Genomic DNA, 24,464 nt, shown 5'->3' on the forward strand with positions numbered 1-24,464 from the left:
CCCCAATATTCCTCTGGCTTACATCTATATAGTGTTTTACAATCAAATTAATATTACTTCTAAACAGAACTCTTTGTTAGAACCAGTTAACTTTGAACCTATTCATAGAATTCTCAAAATATTGAGGATTTCTATACATACAGAATACGATCAATTCAAATTGAAGCAAACAAAAACAAAATCCCTACAATCACCGGCTGATGCACCAGATAGATCAGCAACGACTTTTTGCCCAGATACTCCAGCAACCTTACGACAGCATTGCTCTCACACTCACACATCCTGAAGCTCCGCTGATAATCAGGATACAAGCTGTTCCCTGTGAAAACACCCAGCAGGACCACGCCAAACCATGGGATCAGTGGAAAGTAGTCAAGGGTATAGAAACCGTAGGGTTTGATGCCAAGCCAGAGCAGCCAGGGGAAATCTGCATAGGCTCTATCCATGACCACACCTGCAAACAGGAACATAATACCTGCAATCAGGCTGAACTTCCTGTATTTCAGGAATGGATAGGCAAGGATTATAGAAACACCGATGAGGTGCAGGATTCCAAAATAGATAGTACCTCGTTCAAGGGCGGTTGCTGTGACAACTGTGATTACAAGACCCCATGCAAAAATACCTGCACCTCTTTTGAGAAAATGAGAGAACTGGTTCTGTGTGCCATGTATGGATAATGCGCGGGAATAACTTAGCGTAAGGGAAACACCCGCAAGGAATATGAAGAGAATTGCGGCACTGCGTCCTATTATCAGGAGAATACCGGAATGCGTGTTAAATTCATGAATCCCGAGAAAATCAAGATCAAAAAAGAAATGATAGATAACCATCAGAAAGATGGCGATACCACGGAAGGCATCAACTTCAAAGAATCGTTTGTTCTGGCTCTTATCCATTGTCTGCCCCTAAAAGAAAATGCTCACCTTTTCTTCTTTTTCTTGTCCCTCTTATCATTATCCTTAAATACGGAAGCAAGGTGCAATGCGTAAGCACCATCCTCTTTAATGGCCATGACTATTTCCTTGCGACCAAGTAGGGAATCAAGGTTCAGCTCATAGGAACCGGGGCCAAGAATGCGCACGGATTCAACACGCTCACCTTCCTCTTCAATAACACAGGGAGGGGATTTTTCAACACCCAGAATATCATCTATCTCCCGGATAATCTTTTCAGATGGTCCTTTAGAATTACCTTCATGGGATGTTTCGTCAATAATAGTGTGCTTTTCCTCATTTTCAGTGCCTTCGCCACCCTTCGCGACAGAGCCGGCAGCCTCCTCCTCACTTACGTAAAGGAATTTATTCCAGCCACATTTAGGGCATCCGCTCAATATTACTGAAGCACCGTCTACAAAGATAGATTCGCATCTTGTACACTTATGAGGCATTGATCCACCGAATTAAATAAGCACAACGATATATTAAAACACTTGCGATATGTCTGTAACAGACAGCAAGCTCATCAATCATTGAGATACCTGCCAATAAAAGGATCAAGACGCCTTTTGGTATCAGAGGGAATCATGGACGGGACTGTGGTTATGGCACCCATCAGGGCATCCTTGCACATACAATGCTGCTTAAGGCTGAGTTTGTCAAGTGATTGCACAATTATATCTTTTACAGCAGTCTCGTTCTTCATGGCATTCTCAATGATAGCTTCAATGGTCACATCTTCCTCATGCCACACATCATAATCTGTCACCGTAGCTATCATGGAATAGCAGATCTCTGCTTCCCTGGCAAGTTTAGCCTCAGGGATTGCAGTCATACCAATAATGTCAAAGCCAAGTGCCTGATATACACGGGATTCTGCACGGGTTGAAAACTGCGGACCTTCCATACAAACGTATGTACCGCCTTCTTTCACAGCATAACCTCTGGACCTGGCAACATCAACTATGGTCTTTGAAGTTTCAGGACAGAACGGGTCTGCAAATCCCATGTGCACTACGATCCCGTCCTCGAAGAACGTAGATGGTCTGGATTTAGTATTATCATATATCTGGTTTGGAATCACTATGTCCAGCGGTTTGAACTCTTCCCTAAGGCTGCCAACTGCTGATGCCGCAATTATGCGTTTCACACCGAGTTTTTTAAGCGCGAAGATATTGGCCCTGGAATTCAGTTCAGATGGAGATATCCTGTGCCCTACCCCATGCCTTGGCAGGAAACAAACGGTCTTATCCCCGAGTTCCCCTATTGTTATGGAGTCGGAAGGTTTACCAAAAGGCGTATCAACATCCACATCACGTACTTTGTCCAGCAGATTTGCATCATATATGCCGCTTCCGCCAATTATTGCAATGTCAGCTTTTTCCTGCATTATATCCCTCATTTTATTCAGATAAGTTTCCAGTATTGCTTTCCGTCTTCGCTAACAGAGCTTACGACACCCCGACGGTGCATTTCGTCCATTATTTCAGGAAGACGACCAGGTTGTGCAATCTCAAATGCAAATGAATCCAGTGAATGATAAATATAGAGACCATGCCTGATAGCAGGAATGTCCCACTGTACTCTGCCCTCTTTTTTCATAAGCGTTGAAATCAGATCGATCATGTCCTCGATGAAATTCCAGGGGAAAACAACCCATGCCCATTCCTCAAGGCGCTCACCACAATAATCCGGATCAAATTCGGAAGAATTCAGATACTGAAGGGTTGCTGTCCTCACTTCTTTTGGACCCTGTTTATTTACATATTCAACAGAATGTATGAGACTCTTGCCCGTATCAGCAATATCATCAACAATAAGTATGTTCTTCCCAGAAACAGACTTATCAGCAAGAGGATATTTTATCAGTGGCTCATCACCGGCAAGTGCAGTGCCCAGGTAGTGCTCTATCTTCAGGCTTGTCAAATCATCAAGACCCAGGAAATCACACAGCACACGTCCTGCAAACCATCCACCTCTTGCAAGAGCTATTATCATATCAGGTTCATAACCTGAAGCTTTCACTTCATTTGCAACTTCCCTGCAAAGGTCGTAAATGTAATCCCAGTTTGTAACAACGCATTTGAATTTATCAGGTAAGGCCATTTTATCTCTCCAATGCACCTTATTTGTAGAGACAAGATATATATTTATTTCACATCGAAAATTACCACTAGACGAAATGCATATATACTATGTAGATGTTGAAGGGGGAGTACCTTTCCAAAACAAACATCAATCAACGAAGCGGGGTGGGGTAGCCAGGAGATCCCGACGGGCTCATAACCCGTAGACCGATAGTTCGAATCTATCCCCCGCTACTTTTCTAACATTCATTTTTGGTTTTACCATCAATTAGTGTGTTAGAGACGTGTTTTGGAAACATACATATATAGTATGGAAACATAGTGAGATTATATTTCTAAATTAAAAAGCAAACTCCGAAGCGGGGTGGGGTAGCCAGGAGATCCCGACGGGCTCATAACCCGTAGACCGATAGTTCGAATCTATCCCCCGCTACTTTTCTAACATTCATTTTTGGTTTTACCATCAATGGTGCATTAAAACATTTTTTTTTCAAGCAACCGGAGTAAACGAGGTGGAATTATCTATTGCCATATTCGGACTCGCAGCGGCAGCCTGTTGGGGAGCCGGGGATTTTAGCGGAGGAATTGCAACAAAACGCAGTGGAGTATTGATAGTTGCAATAATTTCTCACATCCTGGAAATAGTAATACTTATTTCTGCTGCATTGCTGTTCACAGAAAACGTACCGCCTACAACGGATTTCCTATGGGGTGCAATCGCCGGACTTGCAGGAGGAATAGGAATCCTTGCCCTTTACCATGCACTATCTATTGAAAAAATGGGCATTGTAGCCCCTATTACAGCGGTTTTAAGTGCAATTGTGCCCATGACATACGGAATAATAACAGAAGGACTTCCTACTACAAGTCAACTTATCGGTTTTCTTTTTGCGTTCATCGGAGTATGGATGATATCAAGAGAAGAGAACAATCCGAAGATAGAGTTGGAAAAACTGAAGCTTCCGATTATTGCAGGACTTGGTTTCGGGCTTTTTATGATACTTATCGATCAGGTACAGTCAAGTAGTGTATTCTGGCCACTTGTCGGAGCGAGGATGGCAACCATCCCGACGTTCATACTTGTAGCCTCCTACAAAAAGCAAATTAAGATACCGAACCTTAAATTTTTACCACTCATAGCACTCGCCAGTTTGCTGGATACGAGCGGAACCGTATTCTATGTCCTTGCCTCAAAGACCGGAAGACTGGATATTGCTGCCATCCTTACTTCAATGTACCCTGCAATAACCGTACTTCTTGCATGGGTACTTCTGAAAGAGAGATTGAAGAACAGGCAGTGGGTTGGCGTATTTGCCGTCATGGTAGCAGTAGTATTAATAGCATAAATGTCCCAATGAGCCATATTTTGAAAATATATTTTTGATTAGTGATATTTTGTGAAAATATTGAGTGTACTGACAGGTTAAGTTCATATCTATTGTGATGGAATAGATAGTTATCCTAAAATAGTTTTATTTGAAAACAAGGAGGTTTTGAAATGAAAGGAGAAGTTATTGAAAAATTGGCTGCACTTATGACCGCAGCATTCGGGCTGGTAGCAGCTCTTGCATGGAACGGAGCTATCCAATCACTGTTTGCAGAAGGAGGACCATTTTATTTCCTTGCTGCCTGGGGAGTCTGGGCATATGCAATCTTTGTTACTATCCTTGCAGTCGTAGCTACAATTTGGATAGGCAGGATGGCTGAAAATACAACGAAAGAATGATTTTTAATTCTTTCCATTTATTTTTTAGTTTCTTTTTATCCTAGTTAATTATCCTAATAGAAACCATGCACTTGCTTTTGGCTATTTTTGATTTGTATCTGTTTTATGAGATGGACTACATTCCCACTAGGATTAAATATGAACTGCCCATTTAATAGAGCAAAAGAGAGATTTGAAAAGGATGATCCTTAAATGGTAATGGATAAACTCGGGAATTCCCTGCAGGATGCCCTAAAAAAACTGGTGAAATCAGGACGTATCGATGAAAATACCGTAAATGAGGTTGTCAAGGATATACAGAGAGCTTTGCTTCAGTCTGATGTTAACGTTAAGCTGGTCATGCAGATGTCCCAGCACATCAAAGAGCGTGCACTGAAGGAAGAAGTCCCCTCCGGAATGAGTCCCAGAGAACATATAATAAGGATAGTCTATCAGGAACTCATCAATATCATTGGAAAGAGTACAGACATTCCCCTTAAAGCACAGACCATTATGATGGTCGGTCTGCAGGGTAGTGGTAAGACAACCACTTCCTCAAAGCTCGCACGCTATTTCCAGAGAAAGGGACTGAAACCCGCAGTAGTTTGTGCCGACACATTCAGACCTGGTGCTTACCAGCAGCTTAAGACTCTCTGTGCCAAACTCAACGTCCCATTCTATGGGGAAGAAGGAAACCCTGATGCAGTAGGAATTGTAGAGAGAGGCCTGAAAGAACTTGAAAAGAATGACATACTCATTGTGGACACCGCCGGTCGCCACTCACTCGAGAGTGATCTCATCACCGAGATGGAAGAAATACACGCCATTGCCAAACCTGATTACAAACTTCTTGTGCTTGACGGTGCAATTGGTCAGCAGGCAAGCGAACAGGCACGTGCATTCAATGATTCCATAGGAATATCAGGAGTCATAATCTCCAAACTTGACGGTACAGCAAAAGGAGGTGGTGCACTTTCTGCAGTATCTGAGACAAATTCATCCATCGCTTTTATTGGTGTAGGAGAGACACCGGATGACCTTGAGAGATTCGAAGCTGACAGGTTCATTTCAAGACTTCTGGGAATGGGCGACATCAAGAGTCTTATCGAAAAAGCGGAAGAAGCCCTTGGAGAAGAAGACTTTGACATGGAAGCAATGCTTCGTGGAAGATTCACGCTCAAGGATATGTACAAGCAACTTGAAAGTCTCAATAAAATGGGACCAATGAAACAGATCATGCAGATGTTGCCACTGGGAGGTCTTGGCGCCAAGATTCCCGAAGATGCATACAAGGTTACCGGTGACAAGCTTGGACGTTACAGAGTACTCATGGATTCCATGACAGAGGAAGAAATGCTAAATCCAAGAATTATTGGTAGTGCTCGCATCAAGCGAATTTCCAGAGGTTCTGGCTCCAGTCCGGAAGATGTAAGGGAACTACTAAAGTATCATAAAATGATGCAAACCGCCATGAAAGGATTCCGTGGTGGGAAATTCAATATGCAAAAAATGATGAAGAAAATGGGAATGTGAGAACTAATAAGTCTCATGTAGGAGAATGCTAGACTTAATAAGTCTCGCATATCTCAAAGAAATTCATCAAAAGTTTTTCTCCTTTTTCTGTGTGTGCCACCTCAGGGTGCCACTGAACACCAAATATAGGCCTGTCCACATGCCTCATTGCCTCATATTCACAGACATTGGACCTTGCAAGCTGTATGAAGTCCTCAGGCATACTTAAAACTTCATCGGCATGTGATGCCCATACAGAGGTTTTTGGACCAAGTCCTTTCAAAAGCTCATCCTCGTCAATGATCTCAACTTCAATATCAGCATAGCCACCTGAAGTACCTGGACCAATCTCACCACCAAATGTTTTTGCGATAAGCTGATGCCCAAGACAAATGCCAAGAATCGGAATGTCAATGCTTTCAACATATTCAGCACATATACCAGCCCTTTCCATTGTCGGACCACCACTCAGTATAAGCCCGTCAGGACCTTCATCAAGAATATCATCAACCGGTGTTGTGTTGGCAATTATCTTTGTATCCATATCCAGATCCCTGACTGCACGGTGGATAAGATGACAGAACTGCCCGTAGTTATTGATTACAATAATCTTTTGTTCCCTCATAAATTATTTCCTTAATAGATTTGTTTAACATTTGTATTAATGCCATAATAGTAATTAACCATATAAGAGCGTTTCATACTTGCTTCAACACCAAATAGTATGTGTTCAAAATAGACTAAATAATATTTTTGACATGATAACTAATGAATAATGTTAAGTAAAAGTACAAACAAAACTACTAAATAAAGAGGAAATTAGATATAAATATAGAACATAAGTAAATTCCCTTTGTTCCCATACTAGCGATAAGGTGAGGTACCATATTGGAAACTAAATTTACAGGAATACCAGGCTTAGACGAGGTATTTGGCGGAGGCATCATTTTGCCATCCACAATACTGATAGCAGGAAATCCAGGCAGTGGGAGGACCATACTTGGAATACAGAGCTTATGCGAAGCATCCAGAAACGGAGAAAAGACTCTTTTTATCAGCGTCACCACGAAATCCGAAGCTGCGATACGTGAAAACCTTTCAAGCTATGATTTTTACGACGAGTCAATAAATGTACATACATTCAGCATTAGCTCCGTGGAAAGAGATCCACTTACAATGCTTGTCGAGCTGGGAAATATTGTGATGTCCCTTAAACCTGACAGGGTATTGATAGATTCGGTCACACCAATTGGATTTGGCTTTGCTGAAGCTGAAAGAAGAAGATTTATGTATTCTCTTAATTCTGCAATTGGAGAATGGAATGCCATTGTCTATCTTACAGGAACAATGTCACAGTCAGATGTTTGTAGATTAGTTATCAGTGACATAGTAGATGGAATTGTTTACCTTTCACAGGATATCCAGAGAAGGGGAAGCAAACGCATAATTAAGATAATGAAAATGAACAATTCCAGCTATATCGAAGGAGAACACACTTTCGATATTTCAAGTGCTGGAATAAACGTATATCCAAGAATAATCGCCCCTAATACTGAGCAATTATCAGAAGTTAGCAGAATAGACGTAGGGATACCTAAATTCAATGAATTAAGCCGTGGCGGACTTTTTGAACTTTCATCAACCCTCATAGCAGGAAATACAGGCACTGGCAAAACATTGTTCGGGCTTTATTTTATTGTTCAGGGGGCAAGGAATGGAGAACCAGGAATAATAAGCACTTTTGAAGATAACCCCACTGAACTACGGCGCTATGCTGCAAGCCTTGGACTTGAGCTTGAAGAACTGGAAGATAAGGGACTTATAAAAATAATATATACCCCTCCGTCGGAGATCAATGCTTGCAGACACACAGTTCACCTCAGGAAGAACATTGAGGAAATTGGAGCAAAAAGGGTACTTCTTGATGACATATCAGGGTTTGATTACGTGTTTGAAAACCCTGTTGCAAAAAGGGAACACATTTCCAATCTAATGAGAGTTTTCAAAAATATGGGCCTTACATCCATGTTAATCAGTGGTAACAGTGCAGCAGGTAACAACGTGCTTGTAACTGAGATACCTTTATCGTCACTTGTAGATGTTTTGATACTTCTAAAACATATGGAAATAGATAAGGAGATCAAAAAGACAATGTCCATTCTGAAAATGCATGGCAGTGATCATGAGAAACATCTTATCAGCTATGATATTAACTCTGAAGGAATAAGCATTGGCAAATTCCTGAAGGACATATAATTTTTTTAATCTTTTTTTGTAAAGGTACATAAAAACATTTAAATAATAAACCGTGCTACTATGTCACACAGTAACACAGATAATATAAATACATTGATGCTCATTATAGCACATTAATACACACTTATTTACATACACAGAAGGCAAACAAAATGGCAGAAATAGGCAAGAAGATCCGCATCGAAAGAATCATGCACAGAGAAAGCAGGAACATAGTAATAATACCCATGGATCACGGAATCTCAGACGGACCTATAAAAGGTCTGATCAATGTGACAGATACCATCAACAAAGTTGCAGACGGGGGAGCAGATGCTGTCCTCATGCAGAAAGGGATTGTCAACCATGGACACAGAGGATACGGACACGATGTAGGACTCATAGTTCACATCAGTGCATCCACCATCCTTGGACCTGACCCGAATAACAAGGTCCAGGTCTGTTCTGTTGAAGAGGTAATGAAAATGGGCGCAGATGCAGTTTCAATACATGTGAACGTAGGATCAGAAACTGAAGCGGACCAGCTTCAACAACTAGGAAACGTATCCGAGGAATGTAACTACTGGGGAATGCCACTTCTTGCAATGATGTACCCACGAGGTAAAGACATCAGCAACCCACATGACTCCGAGCTCATAGCTCATGTTGCCAGAGTCGGTGCTGAACTTGGAGCAGATGTCGTTAAAACACTATACACTGGTGATATTGATACATTCAAAGACGTTGTCCAGGGATGCCCTGTACCAATTGTTATTGCAGGTGGACCAAAGACAAACACTGATGAGGAATTCCTGCAGATGATCGAGGGTGCAATGGAAGGCGGTGCAAGGGGCGTTGCGATTGGAAGGAATGTGTTCCAGCACGAGAACCCTACAAAAATTACAAAAGCCATAACAGAGATAGTGCACTACAAAAAGTCAGTTGAAGAAGCACTGGAAATGCTGAAATAAGCTAAGATTGTTTCCTGTGCTTGCGGACGTGCTCATTATGAATAACAAGATAATCTGGATAAAAGCCGATGAAGGCAACTGGGATGAACGCAAGGCTGTAATTACAACCGGAATGGAATCCGGCGTAGATGCCATTATGGTTGATGCTGCTGATGTTGGAAAAGTAAAAGAGCTTGGAAATGTTAAAATAGCAGCCTTTTCCACAAATCCTGTAGAAGGAGCGGATATTATCGTAGTAGGAAAGGGAGGAGAAGGAGACGGAACAAAACCATTACCACCTGACTATGGCGGTTCCCTTGATATTACAACAGCCCTTCGCCTGAAAGATAAAGGATTCAAGGTTGCAGGATACGTAATCATTCGCAACAAGGATTACGAGAACTTTGCAGCAGAAATGGGAAGTGTCTGCGATTATCTTGTAACCATAGGCACAGACTGGCAGGTCATACCTCTGGAAAATCTCATCGCAGGACTGCAGAAGGAGAATGTTATGCTCCTGTCCGGCGTTCAGAATTCAGAACAGGCAAAGCTTGCCTTTGAAACAATGGAACACGGTACCGACGGAGTAATGCTTGACACTAAGGACCTGAGCCAGATCAAAAAGACAGCAGAAGTAGCTGAAACTGCAGGTGTTGATAACCTTGAGATCAAAACAGCTGTTGTTACAAAAGTAGAGTCCATAGGAATGGGCGACAGGGTTTGTGTAGACACATGCAACCTCATGGTCAGAGGAGAAGGCATGCTTGTAGGATCACAGGCAAACGGTATGTTCCTGGTGCACTCCGAATCAGAGGAGAGTCCATACGTTGCATCCCGTCCGTTCAGGGTTAACGCAGGTGCAGTACACGCCTACATCAAAGTAGGAGAAAAGACCCGCTACCTTTCCGAGCTTAAAGCAGGCGACGAAGTAACAATAGTAAACGGTGATGGAAAGCAGAGAACAGGTGTAGTTGGAAGAGTAAAGATAGAAAGAAGACCACTCATCCTTGTTGAAGCAGACATTAACGGCAAGATAATCAAGAACATACTGCAGAATGCAGAAACCATTAAACTCGTTACAAAGAACAAGGACCCGATAGCTGTTACTGACCTCAAGGTTGGCGACGAGATACTTGTCCATTCAGAAGATATTGGCCGCCATTTCGGAATGAAGATCGAAGAGACCATTATCGAAAAGTAAACAGGAGGTATTGCTAATGGTTAAGATAGGAATCTTTGACCTTGAAAAGAAACCTGCAATCGTTTCAGTGATAGACGAAGACCCGGCAGAGAATGCAAAGGCTGCAAACTGGCTGGGTGCCAATGTCCTTGAACTGAGACTTGATCTCCTTAATTTTCCAGATATTGAGGAAGCTAAAAAGACCATTGGCAGGATCAAAGTGAATACCAGCCTTCCGTGTATTGCTACCAATAGGTTACAATCTGATGGCGGCAAATGGGAAGGTTCAGAAGATGACAGGATCAAATTATTAATTGACATTATGCCTTTTGTGGAAGCTGTAGATATCGAGCTTAGCGCAGATGAAGAGCAGCGAAAAAAGGTAATAGCAGCGGCAAAAGCAGCAGGTATAACAGTTATTGTATCAGCCCATGACTTTGACAAGACACCCTCAGTTGAGGAAATGAAAAAAATACTCAACAGCGCACATGAAGCAGGTGCCGATATTGCAAAGCTGGCAGTCATGGCAAAGTCAAAGCAGGATGTACTTGACGTTCTTCAGGCAACTGCTGATATGGAAAAACCGGTATGTACCATCGCAATGGGAGATGTCGGCAAACACAGCCGCATTGTTGCTCCTTGCTACGGTTCACGTCTCACATACGGAGCAATTGCAAAAGCAGTTGCCCCTGGACAGATCAAGATACACGAACTCAAATCAGCTCTGGAGATTCTCTTTTGAACACAGTATACGGTGTATACGGAGACCCAATAGCACATTCATTATCCCCGAATATGCATAATGCTGCTTTCAGGGAACTTGGCATGGAATCCACATACCAGGCATTCAGGGTCAGTTCTGAGAACCTCAAGGATGCACTCCTTGGAGCTAAAGCCATGGGTTTTGGCGGAGTTAACCTTACAGTGCCACTAAAGCAGGAAGCCCTGGGAATAGTAGACGCAGACCCGCTGGCTGAGAGTATTGGCGCCATTAATACAGTTGATTTTAAAGATGGAATGATAGGCTACAACACCGATGGCATCGGTGCAAAACGCGCCATTGAGGAACAGGAGATCAAGATAAAGGGTTCAAAAGTACTCATTGTAGGTGCAGGAGGCGCTGCAAGAGCCATTGCATTCCAGTTTGCAAGGGATGGAGCAAACATTACCATTGCAAACAGGACAGAACAAAAAGCACTTGACCTTTCCATGGAAGTCTCAAGTGTTGGCCTTGCTACCGGATGCGGAATTGATTGCATTAAAGACATGATCGCCGACAGTGATATCCTTGTAAATTGCACGACACTTGGCATGAAACCAAATCCAGAAGGAACTATTGCAACTGCTGAAGATATGCACCCGGACCTTACAGTATTTGACATTGTTTACAACCCGCTGGAAACCAGATTGCTAAAGGAAACAAAGAAAGCTGGTGCAAAGGCTATTACAGGTGAGATGATGCTTGTCTACCAGGGTGCTGAGGCATTCCGAATATGGACAGGTGTTGAGCCACCTATTGAAGTTATGAAACAAGCGGTACTGGAGGGCCTTGGAATTTGAAAGTCCTCATCATAGGCGGTACCGGCGAAATGGGACAGTGGTTCACACCTTTTTTCAAGAACCACGGTTACGAAGTTGTCGTGTGGGGCAGCAGCGGGAAGATTGAGGTTGCCGAACGAATGGGAGTCGAGTTTGCCAATGACCTTGATGCTGCAATAAGCACCGGCGATATTGTTATTGTAACAGTACCCATCAATATTACCGAGAAGATCATCAGTGAAACTGCACCTAAAATGAAGAGTGGAAGCCTGCTTATGGATTTCACATCACTTAAGGTCGGACCCACTGATGCCATGAAGAAGTATGCTCCCAAAGACGTGGAGATACTCGGCACCCACCCAATGTTCGGACCTTCGATACCAAGTCTGCACGGACAGATCTTCATTTTAACACCAATTAACGGACGATGTGAAAAATGGTTCCCTGTGATGCGCTCACTTTTTGAGGATAACGGGGCACACATCGAAGTTATCACCCCCGCAGAGCACGACAGATTTGTTTCCGTAGTGCAGGGACTAACTCACTTTGCTTACATTACCATAGGAACCACATTTGACAGTCTTGATTTCAGTGTGAACGAATCAAGGAGGTTCATGAGTCCGGTTTACGACATCATGCTTGATTTCGTTGGCAGGATACTGGGACAAAATCCATACCTCTACGCATACATCCAGATGGAGAATCCTGAAGTCCTTAAAGTGCATGATGCTTTCATGCAACAGTGCAAGGAAATGTCCGCAATTGTCAGAAAAAAGGATGTTGAAGCATTCACAACTAAAATGAGAGATGCTGCCATTCATTTTGGAGATACGGCATCAGCACTTCGCCGCTCGGACAAGCTAATAAACTCGAAAATAGCCGAGTTCGACGAACTGATCGATTCCATTGGTATGGAAAGAGGACTCAAACACATATACTCCAATATTGTACACGTAGGAATAGTAAAAAAAGTCACTCCAAGAAGTGTAGTCCTCTTCATAGGTAATCGGCTAGTGCCCCTAAAAATGGAGAATTTGCGCCTCCTTTCCACAGAGGAACTCAAAAGATGGAAAAAAGAGATATTGAGACACCATACAAGAGATATCTCAGTACTTATCCCACAAGGGTCAAACCCCGAGACTATTTGTAATATAATCGCCTGCAATGATAATATTATTTCTGTAAGGAAAATCGACACATACACCGGAGTGAAAGGAACAGACAAGATCAGTGTAACTTACCGTGTCAACATAACCGGAGATTCTGACGCAGGAAAGGTGAACGATAAGATCGTGGAGCAGCTTTGCGGCATAGGCTGTAAACTCAGAACTTAATGCGCCTTATAAATGAATTTTAGGTTAATTGCTTCCATTTTCTAACAATTTATCAGGGTAAACGTTATCAGGCATCTGAACCTACATCAAGTAAGTGATAACGTGAAAGGTTCATCCCCAAGCCCCCAACAATATAACCTGGTCTATAAGATTGGTATCTTTTTTACCGCTGCTTTCGGACTGTACCTTGGAATATCGGGGCTTTACCTCATAATAACGGATAGGAACTTCATAGCTGGCATACCACTCTTCATTGCCGCAATACTGATAGCACCCCCGCCAATAGGCATATACAAAATGGTGAAAGATAAATTCAATGTAGACCTTTCAATGGCCTTACGGATGATAATTGCAACCCTGATGCTGTTCATTGCATGGTTGAATCTGCGCTGAAAAACAAGTAAGAAAAAAATAATCAGACCTTGCTCACAAGGTCCTCAAGCGCAGCCTTAGGATCTGCTGCCTTCACAATACCCGACGCCAGCAGGACACCGACTGAACCAAGTTCAAGAGCTGCTGCAAGGTCTTCCCCTTTTGAGATACCTGCGCCACAGAGAACCTGTACTGCCGGGTTGATTCTCTTGACCGCTTCAACAGAACCCGTTACAACCCCAGGGTCTGCTTGTGATACAGGAATACCGGAACCGATGAGCTCGGGCGGTTCAACTGCTACATAGTCAGGACCAAGGGCTGCTGCTGCTGCTGAAGTTGCAATGTTGTTGGTACAGACTATTGTTTTAAGGCCTGCGCCTTTTGCAATAGTGATGGATGCATCGATGTTTGCAAGTGTAAGACGGCATTCTGAATGATTGATGAGGGTTCCAACTGCGCCTGCGTCTTTGATCGACTGAACAAATGCGCTTCCTGTAAAGCTGCCCGCACCTACAGGGTCAAGGCTCTGGGAATAGACCGGCAGGTCAACCTGTGACGCAACACGGTAGATATCACAGAATTGAGGTGCAACACCAATCTCGATACCTGAATCATCTGCAACTTCTTTACATGCCTGTGCAACCTTTACGGCGCCTTCGCCTGTACTCTCAAGATATGTCTTGAGGTTTAGGACTATCAATGTAGAACTCAAACTCTATCACTCCAATATGAATACCACTATACGTGCAATAAATGTAGAAGTATAGATGTAAGTTCAACTATAAATATAAAAGGCAAGTGAACAGGTCAAAATAAAAGCAAAGAATAAAAGAAACTGAAAAGAAAAAAGAAAAACGTGTGATATCACACGTTTTAGAAGTCAGTCATTACTCTGAACTGGTCAATCTCAGGGTTGTTAAGACCTTCAATGAACTTCTCTGCGACCTGCCTTACATCCTTTGCATTGGTGATTGCTCTTCCAACTACAAGAACGTCAGCACCTGCTTTGAGTGCTGCTGGCATTGTATCGATACGCACGCCACCAGCTACTGCCACAAGGATCTTTGGTGAGAGTGCCTTGATATCCTCAATGCTTCCCCATGCGTGTTCTGAGGTCTCTACATCGATACCACGGTGCAGTTCAACTACATCAGGGAATACGTCAAGCTGCTTGAGTACAGCTACAGGATCAGCACAGTTGAGTGTGTCCATGATAGCATAGATACCTGTCTTGTGAGCTTCCTCAATCACTTTGTTCATGGTTGCTATTGGTGCAAGTGCTGAAACAACGATTGCGTCTGCGGTTGCGTCTGCCACCATACGTGCCTCGAGGTTTCCTGTGTCCAGGGTCTTAAGGTCAGCAACTATGAATGCATCCGGGCGGACCTCTCTGAGCTTTGAGATTACGTCAACACCATAGCGTTTGATAAGAGGTGTGCCTGCTTCAAGAATAACGTGGTCACTCTTTGGAATCTGGTTGACGATGCTAAGAATCGCACTGATGTTCGGGTTGTCAAGTGCAACCTGAAGATATGGCGGGTTCCAGAGTCTGGATACCTTAAATCCCATGATAGCATGGCCCATTCTGTCCTTCTCCTTGAGTACAGTGTCAACATCCGGGAAACCAGCTACTGCGCGATTTACAGCGAGTTTTGCTGCTCCATAGTTGTATCTGTAGATCTTGTTGTAGTCCTTTGCATCAGGGTGGATGAACACACTTGCAACAATAACTAGGTCTTCAATATCCATGTCACCAAATACTCCCTCTTCAAGAGCATCTGCAACAGCTTTGGATACAGCAGCCTGTGCAGGACCGAATATCAGTGCAGCCTGATCCATGTTCTTTACTGTGACTTTAGGCACAATAAGTGTTGCTGGCTTTGCAGGAAGGTTTGGACGAATAACTGAAAGCAGAGGTGTGTGACCTACTGACAATTGCGTAAAACCATTTGCGAATGCCTGGCCCACTGGACCATCTTTATTGCCGACCATAACGTCAACGTGTGCGAGTTCTGGTGCCTCGCCAATTAATGCTTCTCCGATTAGTAACATGATTCTCACTCGTATATATATATAGTAAATATCAATTTGTTTACAATTTATTTATTAGTTAATTAATGCTATTTGCTGGTATGAAATTTATCAGTTCTCGTGCAAAACCAGCACTTTTTATATTAGAGTTACGGCATAAAACACAAGATTTGTGCTTTATATAGTATATGGCAATAAATAGTTTGTTGAAACTGTGGTTTTTAGCTTTAAAAGAGTCAGATAATCTTTGGACAGATATCGTCCATAATACACCCATCACATTTCGGACCCACCGGACGACACACATTCTGCCCGAACAGAACCATAAGCCCATTTATGTCCTTCCAGTCATCCTTTGAAACCACTTTTTCAAGCTCTTTTTCCGTTTCATCAGGCTCCGAGGTTTCAACCAGACCCATACGATTGGATATCCGGTGTACATGTGTATCCACTGCAATGACATCCTGCTCAAATCCATACCCAAGCACGCAGTTGGCAGTCTTCCTGCCCACGCCGGGAAGTTTGAGAAGCTCATTCATACTGTCGGGGACAACTCCACTATAATCCTGTAAAACGATGCGGGAAATATCAATGATACGCTGGGCTTTCACCCTGTAGAAACCCACATTCCTTATCAGTTCCTGTATCTCATCCACGTCTGCCTCTGCCATTTGCTGAACTGTGCCAAATACACTGAAAAGCTTCTTCGTTGTCGGGATAGTCACATCATCACGGGTACGCTGAGACAGGACAGTGGATATCAGAAGATAGAAAGGATCACGGTTAATGTGAAAATAACCATTCGGATACAGTTCCCTGAGGCGTGAGACTACATCTTCGACGTACATCAAATGAGTGAAAAACGTCAGGATATAAAATGCTTTGCAATGGAGTATTGAAAAATGAAAAACAGGGACCAATAATTAAAAAAGAGCAGCAAGACACTATTCACCTGGAACTATACTTTTGTTCATATCTTCAATATTAGTTATGGAGCACGGAGGTAATATCACATGGACAGTTGTTCCTGAACTCTCTTCACTTTCGATCCATATTTTACCACCATGGATTTCAGCAATGGTTTTGCTCACATATAGCCCAAGCCCGCTTCCACCATACTTTCTTGACATGGACCCATCTATCTGATAAAAACGCCTGAAAATATTAGACAATTCATGCTTGGGTATGCCTATACCTGAATCTTTGACAATGATATGGACATTGTCCTGATCCTTAAATGCACTCACCAGAACTTTTGACCCATCAGGACTGAACTTGATAGCATTATCAATTATGGACCTGAAAAGATAAGGTATGTACTCCACATCCCCGTTTATCAGGGGCAAGTTATCCTCAATATCAACCAGAAGAATCAAATCCTTGTCCTGTGACCTGAATTTGAAATAATCGATCACTTTGTTCAAACTGTCAACTATTCTGATAGGTTCCAGCCTGTAATGCACCTTGCCGGATTTTACAATGCTCATGTATATCATTGAATCCATCAGAAAGCTCAGCTGGTCATATTTTTCAAGGACTGTTTTCATAGCATTTTTCTGTTTGGAGTTAAGCGGCCCCAGAACTTCATCATAAACAAGTTCACTGTAACCTTTTATCGAGATAAGGGGAGTTTTTATTTCATGACTTAAGTTAGAGATGAATTCATTTTTCATCTGATCAAGGGATTTGAGTGCCTCATTCTTGTCTGCCAGTTCTTCGACATACACACCGATTTCCTTTTCAGCTTTTTTCCTATCAGAAATATCACGGGAAACTCCAAGAAAAAACTGGAAATTGCCATCATCATCATAAACAGGGTTCGCAACCGTTTCCGTCCACACACGGTGCCCGTCCCTGTGAAACTGCTCTATCTCATAAATCTCAGAATATTGACCTGCGCCAGCTTCTAATTTACTATAAAACCTGTTCATTGCCTCAACGATCGTCTTCTTGTGCTCTGGTGGGAAGATATCATCAAATGTCTGCTGAGCGACTTCTTGAGGTGTGTACCCGCGCAATTTGAAAACAGAAGGACTGGTATAGTTGAACTTACCATCCGGAGTGAGAGTCCATATCACATCATTTGCACTTTCAGTGAGAAGACGGAACTTCTCCTCTGAGGCTTTTAGTTTCATTGTTGCCAGCCTCTCATCAGTTACATCTGAACCAGAACTCAGGATCTCTAAAATATCACCATTAACGTCTCTGAAATAATTATTATTCCAGCAAATAATCCTTTTTTCTCCTTTTTTTGTGAGGATGCAGCTTTCAAACTCTTTAACCTCATCGATGTTATCTCCCATTGCATTGATGAACACAGAGGAAAAAAGGTCTCTGTTTTCCGGTGGGACGACCTTTTTAATCCAATTATTACCAATTAGTTCGGATTCTTCGTATCCAAGCACCTGACAGCATTTTCTGTTCACAAGTTTTACTGTACAATCATTGTTAAAAGCAACAATCATAGAGCCCGCTATATCAAGATAATTTTGTGCCCTGTCCCTCTCAAAGATAAGCTCATCATATAGCTGCTTATTTTTTATCAGGGTATTTACGCGAGTAAGTACTTCCAATCTCTCAATTGGTTTTACAAGAAATTCATCAGCACCTGCTTCAAGCCCTATTATCTTGTCATCCAGTGTTGAAAGAGCAGTAACCATAACAACTGGTAAAAACTGAGTAGAACGGGAGGATTTAATCCTGCGGCACACTTCATAGCCATTCATACCAGGCATCATTACGTCAAGTAAAACAAGGTCGATGTGTTCAGAGTTCAGAATAGCAAGCGCATCTTTCCCATTATAGGCTGCGAATGTAATGTATTTATCCGAAAGAATCGTTTCCAAGAGATTGACGTTAAGATAATCATCATCAACGACCAATATTGTATGCACAGGTTTGTTGTCCATGAATTGAGAAAACTTGTATGCCACGACTAAAGTATACTTTTTGGTTAGCGATTCAATTTAATTCCAATAGCACATAAGAATGTATTATTTCAACACAGAAACATAGAATGTATTAATATATAAATTTCATTAAGCGAATGTTAATAGTTGCTGTGGACAAAACATAAAAAAGGACCTTAAAAATGATTGATTTTCTTTTAGAGTTGATAGATGAACACGCTTTTATGGGTCTGTTTATAGCGAGCTTTCTTGCCTCTACAATCCTGCCATTGGGTTCTGAAGCTTTTGTTGTGTTATTAATTAGCAGGGGATTTGATGCTTTTCCAGTTGTAATGGTAGCTTCAATTGGCAATTATCTGGGAGCATGCACCACATATTATATAGGGCTGCGAGGAAGAACTGATATTATCGAAAGGTTCTTTTCGATATCCAAAGAGCAACTTCAAAAAACGGATGAATTGTTTTCAAAATACGGATCATTTTTGCTGTTTTTCACATGGCTACCCCTGATAGGAGATGCAATTGCAGCAGTCGGAGGAGTGCTTAAACTGGATTTCAAGGTGTTTTCATTTTATGTGTTCCTGGGAAAACTGGCAAGATATATTATACTTACATATATTACAATAAATACATTGTCATTTTTTTAATATTAATGCCAATAGAATTAGATTTATGGTAACTGAATTGTCCGAACAATTAGAGTAAAAAGGATTAACTATATATACTTCACACGTGCATATAAATAAATATATATTACCAAAGATAGTAAAACCATTTAAAGGAATGAAAATGGCACAACTAGATCTTGATGAAAAGTCACTGAAGAAAAACTCTTTGCTTATACCTGCCGCAGTGATTCTTGGAACTCTGCTGGCAATCACCGCATATACTTATCTGCCACCAACAACTGCACTAATAGGTATATTCGTAGGAACTATAGTAGTAGCATTGATTACGTATGCAGTCCTAAAAAAAAAATACCACCAGTAACCTAACAGAAAAAACAACGACAGATTTATAGACCCATACACCATTTTCTCCCTGCAAAGGGCTCGTGGTCTAGCTGGTCATGACGTTGCCTTCACACGGCAGAGGTCGGGTGTTCGAATCTCCCCGGGCCCATCATACTTATTTTGTGATTCCAAGACGGTTATATATTATACACATATCTGGCCATATCATGTGTCTTAAGAAAAGATTGAATGATCACTCTACTGCAGACTAACCCATTTTCCCCACAGGAATGGAAAAAGTAAAAGTGCTCCCCTCACCAACCTTGCTTTCAACCCATATCCTGCCTTCATGAAGTTCAACGAACTTCTTTGCAAGGGCAAGACCAAGACCGGTGCCTACATACTCGTTAGTAAGATAGGAATTCAATTGTTTGAAAGGATGAAACCGTTTATCGAGATCCTCATCAGAGATACCAAATCCGGTGTCCTTCACACTAACGAGGATGACACCATCCGAGCATCTTGCATCAATCGTTACATAGCCATTCTCATGAGTGAACTTGATAGCATTACTTCCCAGATTGTACAGAATCTGCTTGAACTTGATTCTGTCTGCATTGATAGTATCAACCTGAGAGTCGACCTTGGCATCTACTTTGATATGCTTATTCATTGAAAGAGGGGACAGCAACGTCTGAACCTCGTCAACAGCATCCGAAACAGAGAATATTTCATATTGAAGCTCCATTTTACCAGCTTCGACCTTGGATAGATCCAGTACATCATTAATAAGCTTCAGCAGATGTTTTCCAGCATCTGAGATGTGATTTACATAACGAACCTGTCTTTCATCAAGAACACCAAAGCCCTCATCGAGAAGGATATCAGAAAAACCTATAACAGAAGTAAGTGGAGTCTTCAGTTCATGGCTCATGGTTGCCATAAACTCATCCTTACTTCTATTGGCAGCCTCTGCAACCATCTTTGCATGAAGCAGTGTATCCTCTGCCTTTTTACGCTCACTTATATCCTCAATGGTACCTACAACAGAATTCCTTGCGGCATAATATTCTGCAATTGAATGGATGTCACGGATAGCACCATCATTTGGTCTTTTTATTTTGAACTGGATATCATATGGTATTCTTTCCCGGATAAGACTCTTCAAAGCCTCATTCATCATTGGCCGGTATTCAGGCAGTGTTACTTTTTGTATGTCGTCTATTATGAGAGTTTTTACATCCATGAGAGTTTTTACATCCAGACCATATATTCGAAAGGCCTCCTCAGAAGCAAAAACCTCACCTGAATTCAGATCAATGCTCCAACTTCCTACATGCCCTATCTTTTGTGCAGTCCTCAGTTGCATTTCTCTGGTTTTTAATTCATCTTCGGCCAGCTTACGCTCAGTAATATCGTGAATAACAGAATACAACAGGTTTTTTGAATCAACTGTAACCGGACTGCTATAGACCTCTACATCACGGATATCCCCGTTAGCAAGCCGATGCCTGAAAATGAAATAATTGCGTTTCTCACGGACTGCTTTTTGCATTTCAGCCTGTACTTTTTCCGAAGAGAGGATGTTAATTTCATATATTTTCTTGCCGGTCATCTCATCCTGCGACCATCCGTAATATGCACATGCCGCAATATTAGCATCGATAATGTCAGAGTTTTCAGGATCAATCAAGAGCATAACTGCCTTATTATGCTTGAATAAAGACCTGTAGGTATCTCCATTTACCTGAATGAGTTTATCAGCCCGGTTAATACCTGTAATATCCTTCAAAATAAAAATAAAAAGCTTATTTGGAGATTCTACACAAGTTGCGCTTACCTCCAGATTAAAAAGTCTGCCATCTTTTGAACGGTGAGTTAACTCAAAACGATCTTTACTCTGTTTAATGAGATCTGGTAGAGTATCAACAAAATCATCCCGGTGATCGCTTGCATCAAGATCTTTTAACGTCATCCCGAGGAGTTCAGCCCTGGAATAGCCAATTAGCTGGCAGTATGCCTCGTTTACATCCAGTATTTGTCCGTGCATGGATATACACAAATAGCCATCAATTCCATGCTCCATAACATCTTCATTGCAGGAATCAGTATCAAATTCATTTGATACTGATGATGAATCACAATCAACCGAATCTTCATTTGTCCTGACAGAGCATACATCGCCCCCATTTAGAACAGAACACTTCCCCTCTTTTTTCATTCGAACAAAACCCCGCTTTAGCAATATGTAACATTTCTGCCAGATAAAACCTTTAACTACTTGAGTCATCGTGGCAAGATTGAAAGAATTATGAAATTAATGTATATCCACTCCATAAGGAAACTACATTCCTTGCAAGAATCTATGCAGTTGGTGTATTAAATTTGTTTTGTTTAGCACGCAAACTCAGAGCATAATAAAAATAAAATAAAACCGGATAAAACTGAAACAAATACAAGAATAGATACTAACGGAATGATCAAAAAGAAAAAAGAAGAGGATTAAAATCAATCCTCTGCGCTAAAATGCCACTGACAATCATCTGAAATATTGTCCTGGGCCAAGGGCATATATTCTTCTTTGTAACGGGGCAGATCTGCACTTGCATATTTAGGGAAAACAAGAGACACTTCTTTCTGGTAGGTAGTTCCATCAGGGCTTAAACTAACCCTAAACATAATCTCAGGCCTGCCGCCATTCTTTACTAGATCCGTACTACTCACATTAATTCACTCCTTCAAATTACCTCATTTAGATTGTCTTTGTGATTTTCCACACCCATACCTAAAATACAACAGGATAATGAGAAATGGAAACATCCTCAAACTCACCACAATACACATTATCAATAACACATATAAACTGATTGGTTTACAATAATATGTGTGATAGATAACACACCACACACCCAGTCTGCGACTTGCCAAACAGATATATCCAATAAGGAAAACCTAGAACCATGACACTCTTATCAAGAAACGAGCTCAGAGACATAATTAACAGCGATACACCACTCGTAGAGAATATGATTGATACTGAAACCCAGCTCCAGCCAAACAGCGTGGAACTCACCCTCAAAAACATAGAGAAATATGTAGACGCAGGAGCAGTTGATTTTGACAATAGCGAAAGAAAAACACCATCCACAGAAACGATAGAGTTTGATGATAAAGACTGGGCACATCTTGATCAGGGTGCATATAAAATAACATTCAACGAAATTGTGAATATTCCACTTGACCTTGCAGCCATCGCAAGACCCAGATCAACATTACTCAGGTGTGGAGCAAATATCGGAACTGCCGTATGGGATTCAGGATACAGAGGCAGAAGCGAATCAATGCTTGTAGTACACAATCCCCATGGATTCGGGCTGAAAAGAAATGCCAGGGTTATGCAACTATTATTCTTCAATCTTCATAGTGAACTTACAGAAGGATACAGTGGTAAATACCAGCATGAGAACCTATGACACGACAATCTATTTTACGTTAGGATTATCTATAATTAAATCAATGACCCAATCATGAGTGAAATTGGTAAATCTGTCAGGATGGAAAGGATCTTCGACCGTAATACAGGTAATACTATTATTATCCCCATGGATCATGGAGTAGGAGCAGGACCGATAAAAGGCATAATTGATCTGCCCACCGCTGTGAACAAAGTTGCAGATGGAGGAGCAAATGCAGTACTCGGACATATGGGACTTCCAAAACATGGCCACCGTGGATATGGCAGAGACATAGGACTTATCATACACCTCTCAGCTTCAACTTCTCTGGGGCCTGATCCAAATCACAAGGTAATCGTCACAGACATTGAAGAGGCTATTAAAATAGGAGCAGATGCAGTATCCATCCACGTTAATGTTGGTGCTGAGGATGAAGCAGAGATGCTTCAGGATATGGGACATATTGCCCGCAAATGTGACGAATGGGGAATGCCATTGCTTGCTATGATGTACCCAAGGGGACCTAAAGTAACTTCCGAACACGATGTGGAATACGTCAAACACGCAGCAAGAATCGGAGCAGAACTAGGTGCGGATATTGTCAAGACAAACTACACAGGAGACATAGATACTTTCAAAGAGGTAGTCAGGGGATGTCCCGTACCTGTCGTTATTGCAGGCGGACCAAGAATGGACACTGAAAAGGAACTTCTTGAAATGGTATACGATTCCCTTGAAGCCGGTGGCAAAGGTGTTGCAATAGGAAGAAACGTATTCCAGTCAGATAATCCTACAAAGCTTGTATCACATATTTCAAAGATTGCACACAAGGGTATGACTCCAGAAGAGGCACTTGGATCAGAGTAATATTTATATAGTACATCGTTTCCAGTGGAAATCAGGGGGTTTTGCCTAAATCCCACTAAGTTCTTTTTTTTGTGTATCACAGAGTTTAATGTGTAATGTAGTTGAAAATACATCTACAAAGTAATTATAGTAAAAACCAGAAAAAGATAGGAAGAACAAGGCCAGTGTTGAAATGACCAATTGAATCATATAAAGATGGTGGTACGATATGATATGATTTGATTTAATTCGGCCTTGCTCACACAGTAAAAGTATGAACATGCATATAAACATAATGAACCCGATTTTATCAAAAAACTACATGATTTAAGATTGTTGTGAGCATCGCTTTTTTCTAAGAACTTTCGTTACTATTAAATGCAATGGGCATATCGATGGATTCATAATAATTACAAAT

Annotated in this window: 25 protein-coding genes and 3 tRNA genes; 17 read left to right on the top strand and 11 right to left on the bottom strand. The window is 41.7% G+C overall.

Annotated elements, in window-relative coordinates:
- Positions 1-155: 155 nt before the first annotated feature.
- From QZZ23_RS02110 to QZZ23_RS02125, 4 genes are all read right to left on the bottom strand, one after another.
- Positions 156-899: a heparan-alpha-glucosaminide N-acetyltransferase gene (locus QZZ23_RS02110; protein WP_292466548.1), complete on the bottom strand. Its 744-nt coding sequence runs from the start codon at positions 897-899 to the stop codon at positions 156-158.
- A gap of 23 nt (positions 900-922) precedes the next feature.
- The gene (locus tag QZZ23_RS02115; RefSeq protein ID WP_292466549.1) at positions 923-1,390 is read right to left on the bottom strand and encodes a Zn-ribbon domain-containing protein; all 468 of its coding nucleotides are present in this window, start codon (positions 1,388-1,390) and stop codon (positions 923-925) included.
- A 74-nt stretch (positions 1,391-1,464) separates the two neighbouring features.
- On the bottom strand, positions 1,465-2,328 hold the full coding sequence (gene mtnP, locus QZZ23_RS02120; RefSeq protein ID WP_292466550.1) for an S-methyl-5'-thioadenosine phosphorylase: 864 nt from the start codon (positions 2,326-2,328) through the stop codon (positions 1,465-1,467).
- A 17-nt stretch (positions 2,329-2,345) separates the two neighbouring features.
- The gene (locus QZZ23_RS02125; protein ID WP_292466551.1) at positions 2,346-3,044 is read right to left on the bottom strand and encodes a phosphoribosyltransferase; all 699 of its coding nucleotides are present in this window, start codon (positions 3,042-3,044) and stop codon (positions 2,346-2,348) included.
- Positions 3,045-3,184: 140 nt separating this feature from the next.
- On the opposite strand from QZZ23_RS02125, the gene QZZ23_RS02130 reads away from it, so the two are divergent.
- From QZZ23_RS02130 to QZZ23_RS02150, 5 genes are all read left to right on the top strand, one after another.
- A tRNA-Met gene (locus QZZ23_RS02130) sits at positions 3,185-3,259 on the top strand.
- A 124-nt stretch (positions 3,260-3,383) separates the two neighbouring features.
- Positions 3,384-3,458 (top strand) — tRNA-Met (locus QZZ23_RS02135).
- A 79-nt stretch (positions 3,459-3,537) separates the two neighbouring features.
- Complete coding sequence (locus QZZ23_RS02140) at positions 3,538-4,371, top strand: DMT family transporter (protein WP_292466552.1); 834 nt, start codon at positions 3,538-3,540, stop codon at positions 4,369-4,371.
- Positions 4,372-4,523: 152 nt separating this feature from the next.
- The gene (locus tag QZZ23_RS02145; protein WP_292466553.1) at positions 4,524-4,751 is read left to right on the top strand and encodes a DUF5654 family protein; all 228 of its coding nucleotides are present in this window, start codon (positions 4,524-4,526) and stop codon (positions 4,749-4,751) included.
- A 192-nt stretch (positions 4,752-4,943) separates the two neighbouring features.
- Positions 4,944-6,263, top strand: a complete 1,320-nt coding sequence (locus tag QZZ23_RS02150) for a signal recognition particle protein Srp54 (RefSeq protein ID WP_292466554.1) — start codon at positions 4,944-4,946, stop codon at positions 6,261-6,263.
- 34 nt (positions 6,264-6,297) lie between these two features.
- Here QZZ23_RS02150 and QZZ23_RS02155 read toward each other — a convergent pair whose 3' ends face one another.
- The gene (locus QZZ23_RS02155; protein ID WP_292466555.1) at positions 6,298-6,867 is read right to left on the bottom strand and encodes a GMP synthase subunit A; all 570 of its coding nucleotides are present in this window, start codon (positions 6,865-6,867) and stop codon (positions 6,298-6,300) included.
- Positions 6,868-7,130: 263 nt separating this feature from the next.
- Between QZZ23_RS02155 and QZZ23_RS02160 the strand changes: the two genes are divergently transcribed.
- From QZZ23_RS02160 to QZZ23_RS02190, 7 genes are all read left to right on the top strand, one after another.
- Positions 7,131-8,498: an ATPase domain-containing protein gene (locus QZZ23_RS02160; protein ID WP_292466556.1), complete on the top strand. Its 1,368-nt coding sequence runs from the start codon at positions 7,131-7,133 to the stop codon at positions 8,496-8,498.
- A 152-nt stretch (positions 8,499-8,650) separates the two neighbouring features.
- Positions 8,651-9,448 (top strand): 2-amino-3,7-dideoxy-D-threo-hept-6-ulosonate synthase, encoded by a 798-nt coding sequence (locus tag QZZ23_RS02165; protein WP_292466557.1) that lies wholly within the window; start codon positions 8,651-8,653, stop codon positions 9,446-9,448.
- A gap of 37 nt (positions 9,449-9,485) precedes the next feature.
- The gene (locus QZZ23_RS02170; RefSeq protein ID WP_292466558.1) at positions 9,486-10,628 is read left to right on the top strand and encodes a 3-dehydroquinate synthase II; all 1,143 of its coding nucleotides are present in this window, start codon (positions 9,486-9,488) and stop codon (positions 10,626-10,628) included.
- A 16-nt stretch (positions 10,629-10,644) separates the two neighbouring features.
- Positions 10,645-11,349, top strand: a complete 705-nt coding sequence (gene aroD, locus QZZ23_RS02175; RefSeq protein WP_292466559.1) for a type I 3-dehydroquinate dehydratase — start codon at positions 10,645-10,647, stop codon at positions 11,347-11,349.
- A complete protein-coding gene (locus tag QZZ23_RS02180) occupies positions 11,346-12,167 on the top strand; it encodes a shikimate dehydrogenase (RefSeq protein ID WP_292466560.1) in 822 nt (273 codons plus the stop codon). The genes aroD and QZZ23_RS02180 overlap by 4 nt, the downstream gene beginning before the upstream one ends.
- On the top strand, positions 12,164-13,480 hold the full coding sequence (locus tag QZZ23_RS02185; RefSeq protein ID WP_292466561.1) for a prephenate dehydrogenase: 1,317 nt from the start codon (positions 12,164-12,166) through the stop codon (positions 13,478-13,480). Before QZZ23_RS02180 ends, QZZ23_RS02185 begins: the two co-directional genes overlap by 4 nt.
- A gap of 102 nt (positions 13,481-13,582) precedes the next feature.
- Positions 13,583-13,873: a hypothetical protein gene (locus QZZ23_RS02190; protein WP_292466562.1), complete on the top strand. Its 291-nt coding sequence runs from the start codon at positions 13,583-13,585 to the stop codon at positions 13,871-13,873.
- A gap of 22 nt (positions 13,874-13,895) precedes the next feature.
- Here the strand turns inward: QZZ23_RS02190 and tpiA are convergent, their stop codons facing one another.
- The 4 genes from tpiA to QZZ23_RS02210 form a co-directional block, all read right to left on the bottom strand.
- Complete coding sequence (tpiA, locus tag QZZ23_RS02195) at positions 13,896-14,564, bottom strand: triose-phosphate isomerase (RefSeq protein WP_292466563.1); 669 nt, start codon at positions 14,562-14,564, stop codon at positions 13,896-13,898.
- Between the two features lie 161 nt (positions 14,565-14,725).
- On the bottom strand, positions 14,726-15,904 hold the full coding sequence (locus QZZ23_RS02200; RefSeq protein ID WP_292466564.1) for a bifunctional 5,6,7,8-tetrahydromethanopterin hydro-lyase/3-hexulose-6-phosphate synthase: 1,179 nt from the start codon (positions 15,902-15,904) through the stop codon (positions 14,726-14,728).
- A 215-nt stretch (positions 15,905-16,119) separates the two neighbouring features.
- On the bottom strand, positions 16,120-16,731 hold the full coding sequence (nth, locus tag QZZ23_RS02205) for an endonuclease III (RefSeq protein ID WP_292466565.1): 612 nt from the start codon (positions 16,729-16,731) through the stop codon (positions 16,120-16,122).
- Between the two features lie 96 nt (positions 16,732-16,827).
- Positions 16,828-18,792: a PAS domain S-box protein gene (locus tag QZZ23_RS02210; RefSeq protein ID WP_292466566.1), complete on the bottom strand. Its 1,965-nt coding sequence runs from the start codon at positions 18,790-18,792 to the stop codon at positions 16,828-16,830.
- Positions 18,793-18,974: 182 nt separating this feature from the next.
- On the opposite strand from QZZ23_RS02210, the gene QZZ23_RS02215 reads away from it, so the two are divergent.
- The 3 genes from QZZ23_RS02215 (at position 18,975) to QZZ23_RS02225 (ending at position 19,914) form a co-directional block, all read left to right on the top strand.
- Positions 18,975-19,439: a YqaA family protein gene (locus QZZ23_RS02215; protein WP_292466567.1), complete on the top strand. Its 465-nt coding sequence runs from the start codon at positions 18,975-18,977 to the stop codon at positions 19,437-19,439.
- A gap of 142 nt (positions 19,440-19,581) precedes the next feature.
- On the top strand, positions 19,582-19,782 hold the full coding sequence (locus QZZ23_RS02220; protein WP_292466568.1) for a hypothetical protein: 201 nt from the start codon (positions 19,582-19,584) through the stop codon (positions 19,780-19,782).
- A gap of 58 nt (positions 19,783-19,840) precedes the next feature.
- Positions 19,841-19,914 (top strand) — tRNA-Val (locus QZZ23_RS02225).
- A gap of 99 nt (positions 19,915-20,013) precedes the next feature.
- On the opposite strand, the gene QZZ23_RS02230 is transcribed toward QZZ23_RS02225, so the two are convergent.
- The gene (locus QZZ23_RS02230) at positions 20,014-21,966 is read right to left on the bottom strand and encodes a PAS domain S-box protein (protein WP_292466569.1); all 1,953 of its coding nucleotides are present in this window, start codon (positions 21,964-21,966) and stop codon (positions 20,014-20,016) included.
- A gap of 287 nt (positions 21,967-22,253) precedes the next feature.
- Complete coding sequence (locus QZZ23_RS02235) at positions 22,254-22,469, bottom strand: hypothetical protein (RefSeq protein ID WP_292466570.1); 216 nt, start codon at positions 22,467-22,469, stop codon at positions 22,254-22,256.
- A 236-nt stretch (positions 22,470-22,705) separates the two neighbouring features.
- On the opposite strand from QZZ23_RS02235, the gene QZZ23_RS02240 reads away from it, so the two are divergent.
- Together QZZ23_RS02240 and QZZ23_RS02245 are read left to right on the top strand one after the other, a co-directional pair.
- Positions 22,706-23,218, top strand: coding sequence for a deoxyuridine 5'-triphosphate nucleotidohydrolase (locus QZZ23_RS02240; protein WP_292466571.1), 513 nt, complete (start codon positions 22,706-22,708; stop codon positions 23,216-23,218).
- Positions 23,219-23,272: 54 nt separating this feature from the next.
- Positions 23,273-24,067 carry a 2-amino-3,7-dideoxy-D-threo-hept-6-ulosonate synthase gene (locus QZZ23_RS02245; protein ID WP_292466572.1) on the top strand — a complete coding sequence of 265 codons (795 nt, stop codon included), beginning with the start codon at positions 23,273-23,275 and terminating at the stop codon, positions 24,065-24,067.
- The last annotated feature ends 397 nt before the right edge of the window (positions 24,068-24,464 follow it).

Source organism: Methanolobus sp. (genome assembly GCF_016278385.1).
In the GTDB taxonomy this organism is placed as follows: Archaea; Halobacteriota; Methanosarcinia; order Methanosarcinales; family Methanosarcinaceae; genus Methanolobus.

What these genes read in the sequence shown, in the direction of transcription:
- QZZ23_RS02110 (WP_292466548.1), bottom strand. Translation starts at nt 899, where the DNA reads ATGGATAAGAGCCAGAACAAACGATTCTTTGAAGTTGATGCCTTCCGT.
- QZZ23_RS02115 (WP_292466549.1), bottom strand. Translation starts at nt 1,390, where the DNA reads ATGCCTCATAAGTGTACAAGATGCGAATCTATCTTTGTAGACGGTGCT.
- mtnP (WP_292466550.1), bottom strand. Translation starts at nt 2,328, where the DNA reads ATGCAGGAAAAAGCTGACATTGCAATAATTGGCGGAAGCGGCATATAT.
- QZZ23_RS02125 (WP_292466551.1), bottom strand. Translation starts at nt 3,044, where the DNA reads ATGGCCTTACCTGATAAATTCAAATGCGTTGTTACAAACTGGGATTAC.
- QZZ23_RS02145 (WP_292466553.1), top strand. Translation starts at nt 4,524, where the DNA reads ATGAAAGGAGAAGTTATTGAAAAATTGGCTGCACTTATGACCGCAGCA.
- QZZ23_RS02150 (WP_292466554.1), top strand. Translation starts at nt 4,944, where the DNA reads ATGGTAATGGATAAACTCGGGAATTCCCTGCAGGATGCCCTAAAAAAA.
- QZZ23_RS02155 (WP_292466555.1), bottom strand. Translation starts at nt 6,867, where the DNA reads ATGAGGGAACAAAAGATTATTGTAATCAATAACTACGGGCAGTTCTGT.
- QZZ23_RS02165 (WP_292466557.1), top strand. Translation starts at nt 8,651, where the DNA reads ATGGCAGAAATAGGCAAGAAGATCCGCATCGAAAGAATCATGCACAGA.
- QZZ23_RS02170 (WP_292466558.1), top strand. Translation starts at nt 9,486, where the DNA reads ATGAATAACAAGATAATCTGGATAAAAGCCGATGAAGGCAACTGGGAT.
- aroD (WP_292466559.1), top strand. Translation starts at nt 10,645, where the DNA reads ATGGTTAAGATAGGAATCTTTGACCTTGAAAAGAAACCTGCAATCGTT.
- QZZ23_RS02200 (WP_292466564.1), bottom strand. Translation starts at nt 15,904, where the DNA reads ATGTTACTAATCGGAGAAGCATTAATTGGCGAGGCACCAGAACTCGCA.
- nth (WP_292466565.1), bottom strand. Translation starts at nt 16,731, where the DNA reads ATGTACGTCGAAGATGTAGTCTCACGCCTCAGGGAACTGTATCCGAAT.
- QZZ23_RS02210 (WP_292466566.1), bottom strand. Translation starts at nt 18,792, where the DNA reads ATGGACAACAAACCTGTGCATACAATATTGGTCGTTGATGATGATTAT.
- QZZ23_RS02215 (WP_292466567.1), top strand. Translation starts at nt 18,975, where the DNA reads ATGATTGATTTTCTTTTAGAGTTGATAGATGAACACGCTTTTATGGGT.
- QZZ23_RS02220 (WP_292466568.1), top strand. Translation starts at nt 19,582, where the DNA reads ATGGCACAACTAGATCTTGATGAAAAGTCACTGAAGAAAAACTCTTTG.
- QZZ23_RS02230 (WP_292466569.1), bottom strand. Translation starts at nt 21,966, where the DNA reads ATGAAAAAAGAGGGGAAGTGTTCTGTTCTAAATGGGGGCGATGTATGC.
- QZZ23_RS02240 (WP_292466571.1), top strand. Translation starts at nt 22,706, where the DNA reads ATGACACTCTTATCAAGAAACGAGCTCAGAGACATAATTAACAGCGAT.
- QZZ23_RS02245 (WP_292466572.1), top strand. Translation starts at nt 23,273, where the DNA reads ATGAGTGAAATTGGTAAATCTGTCAGGATGGAAAGGATCTTCGACCGT.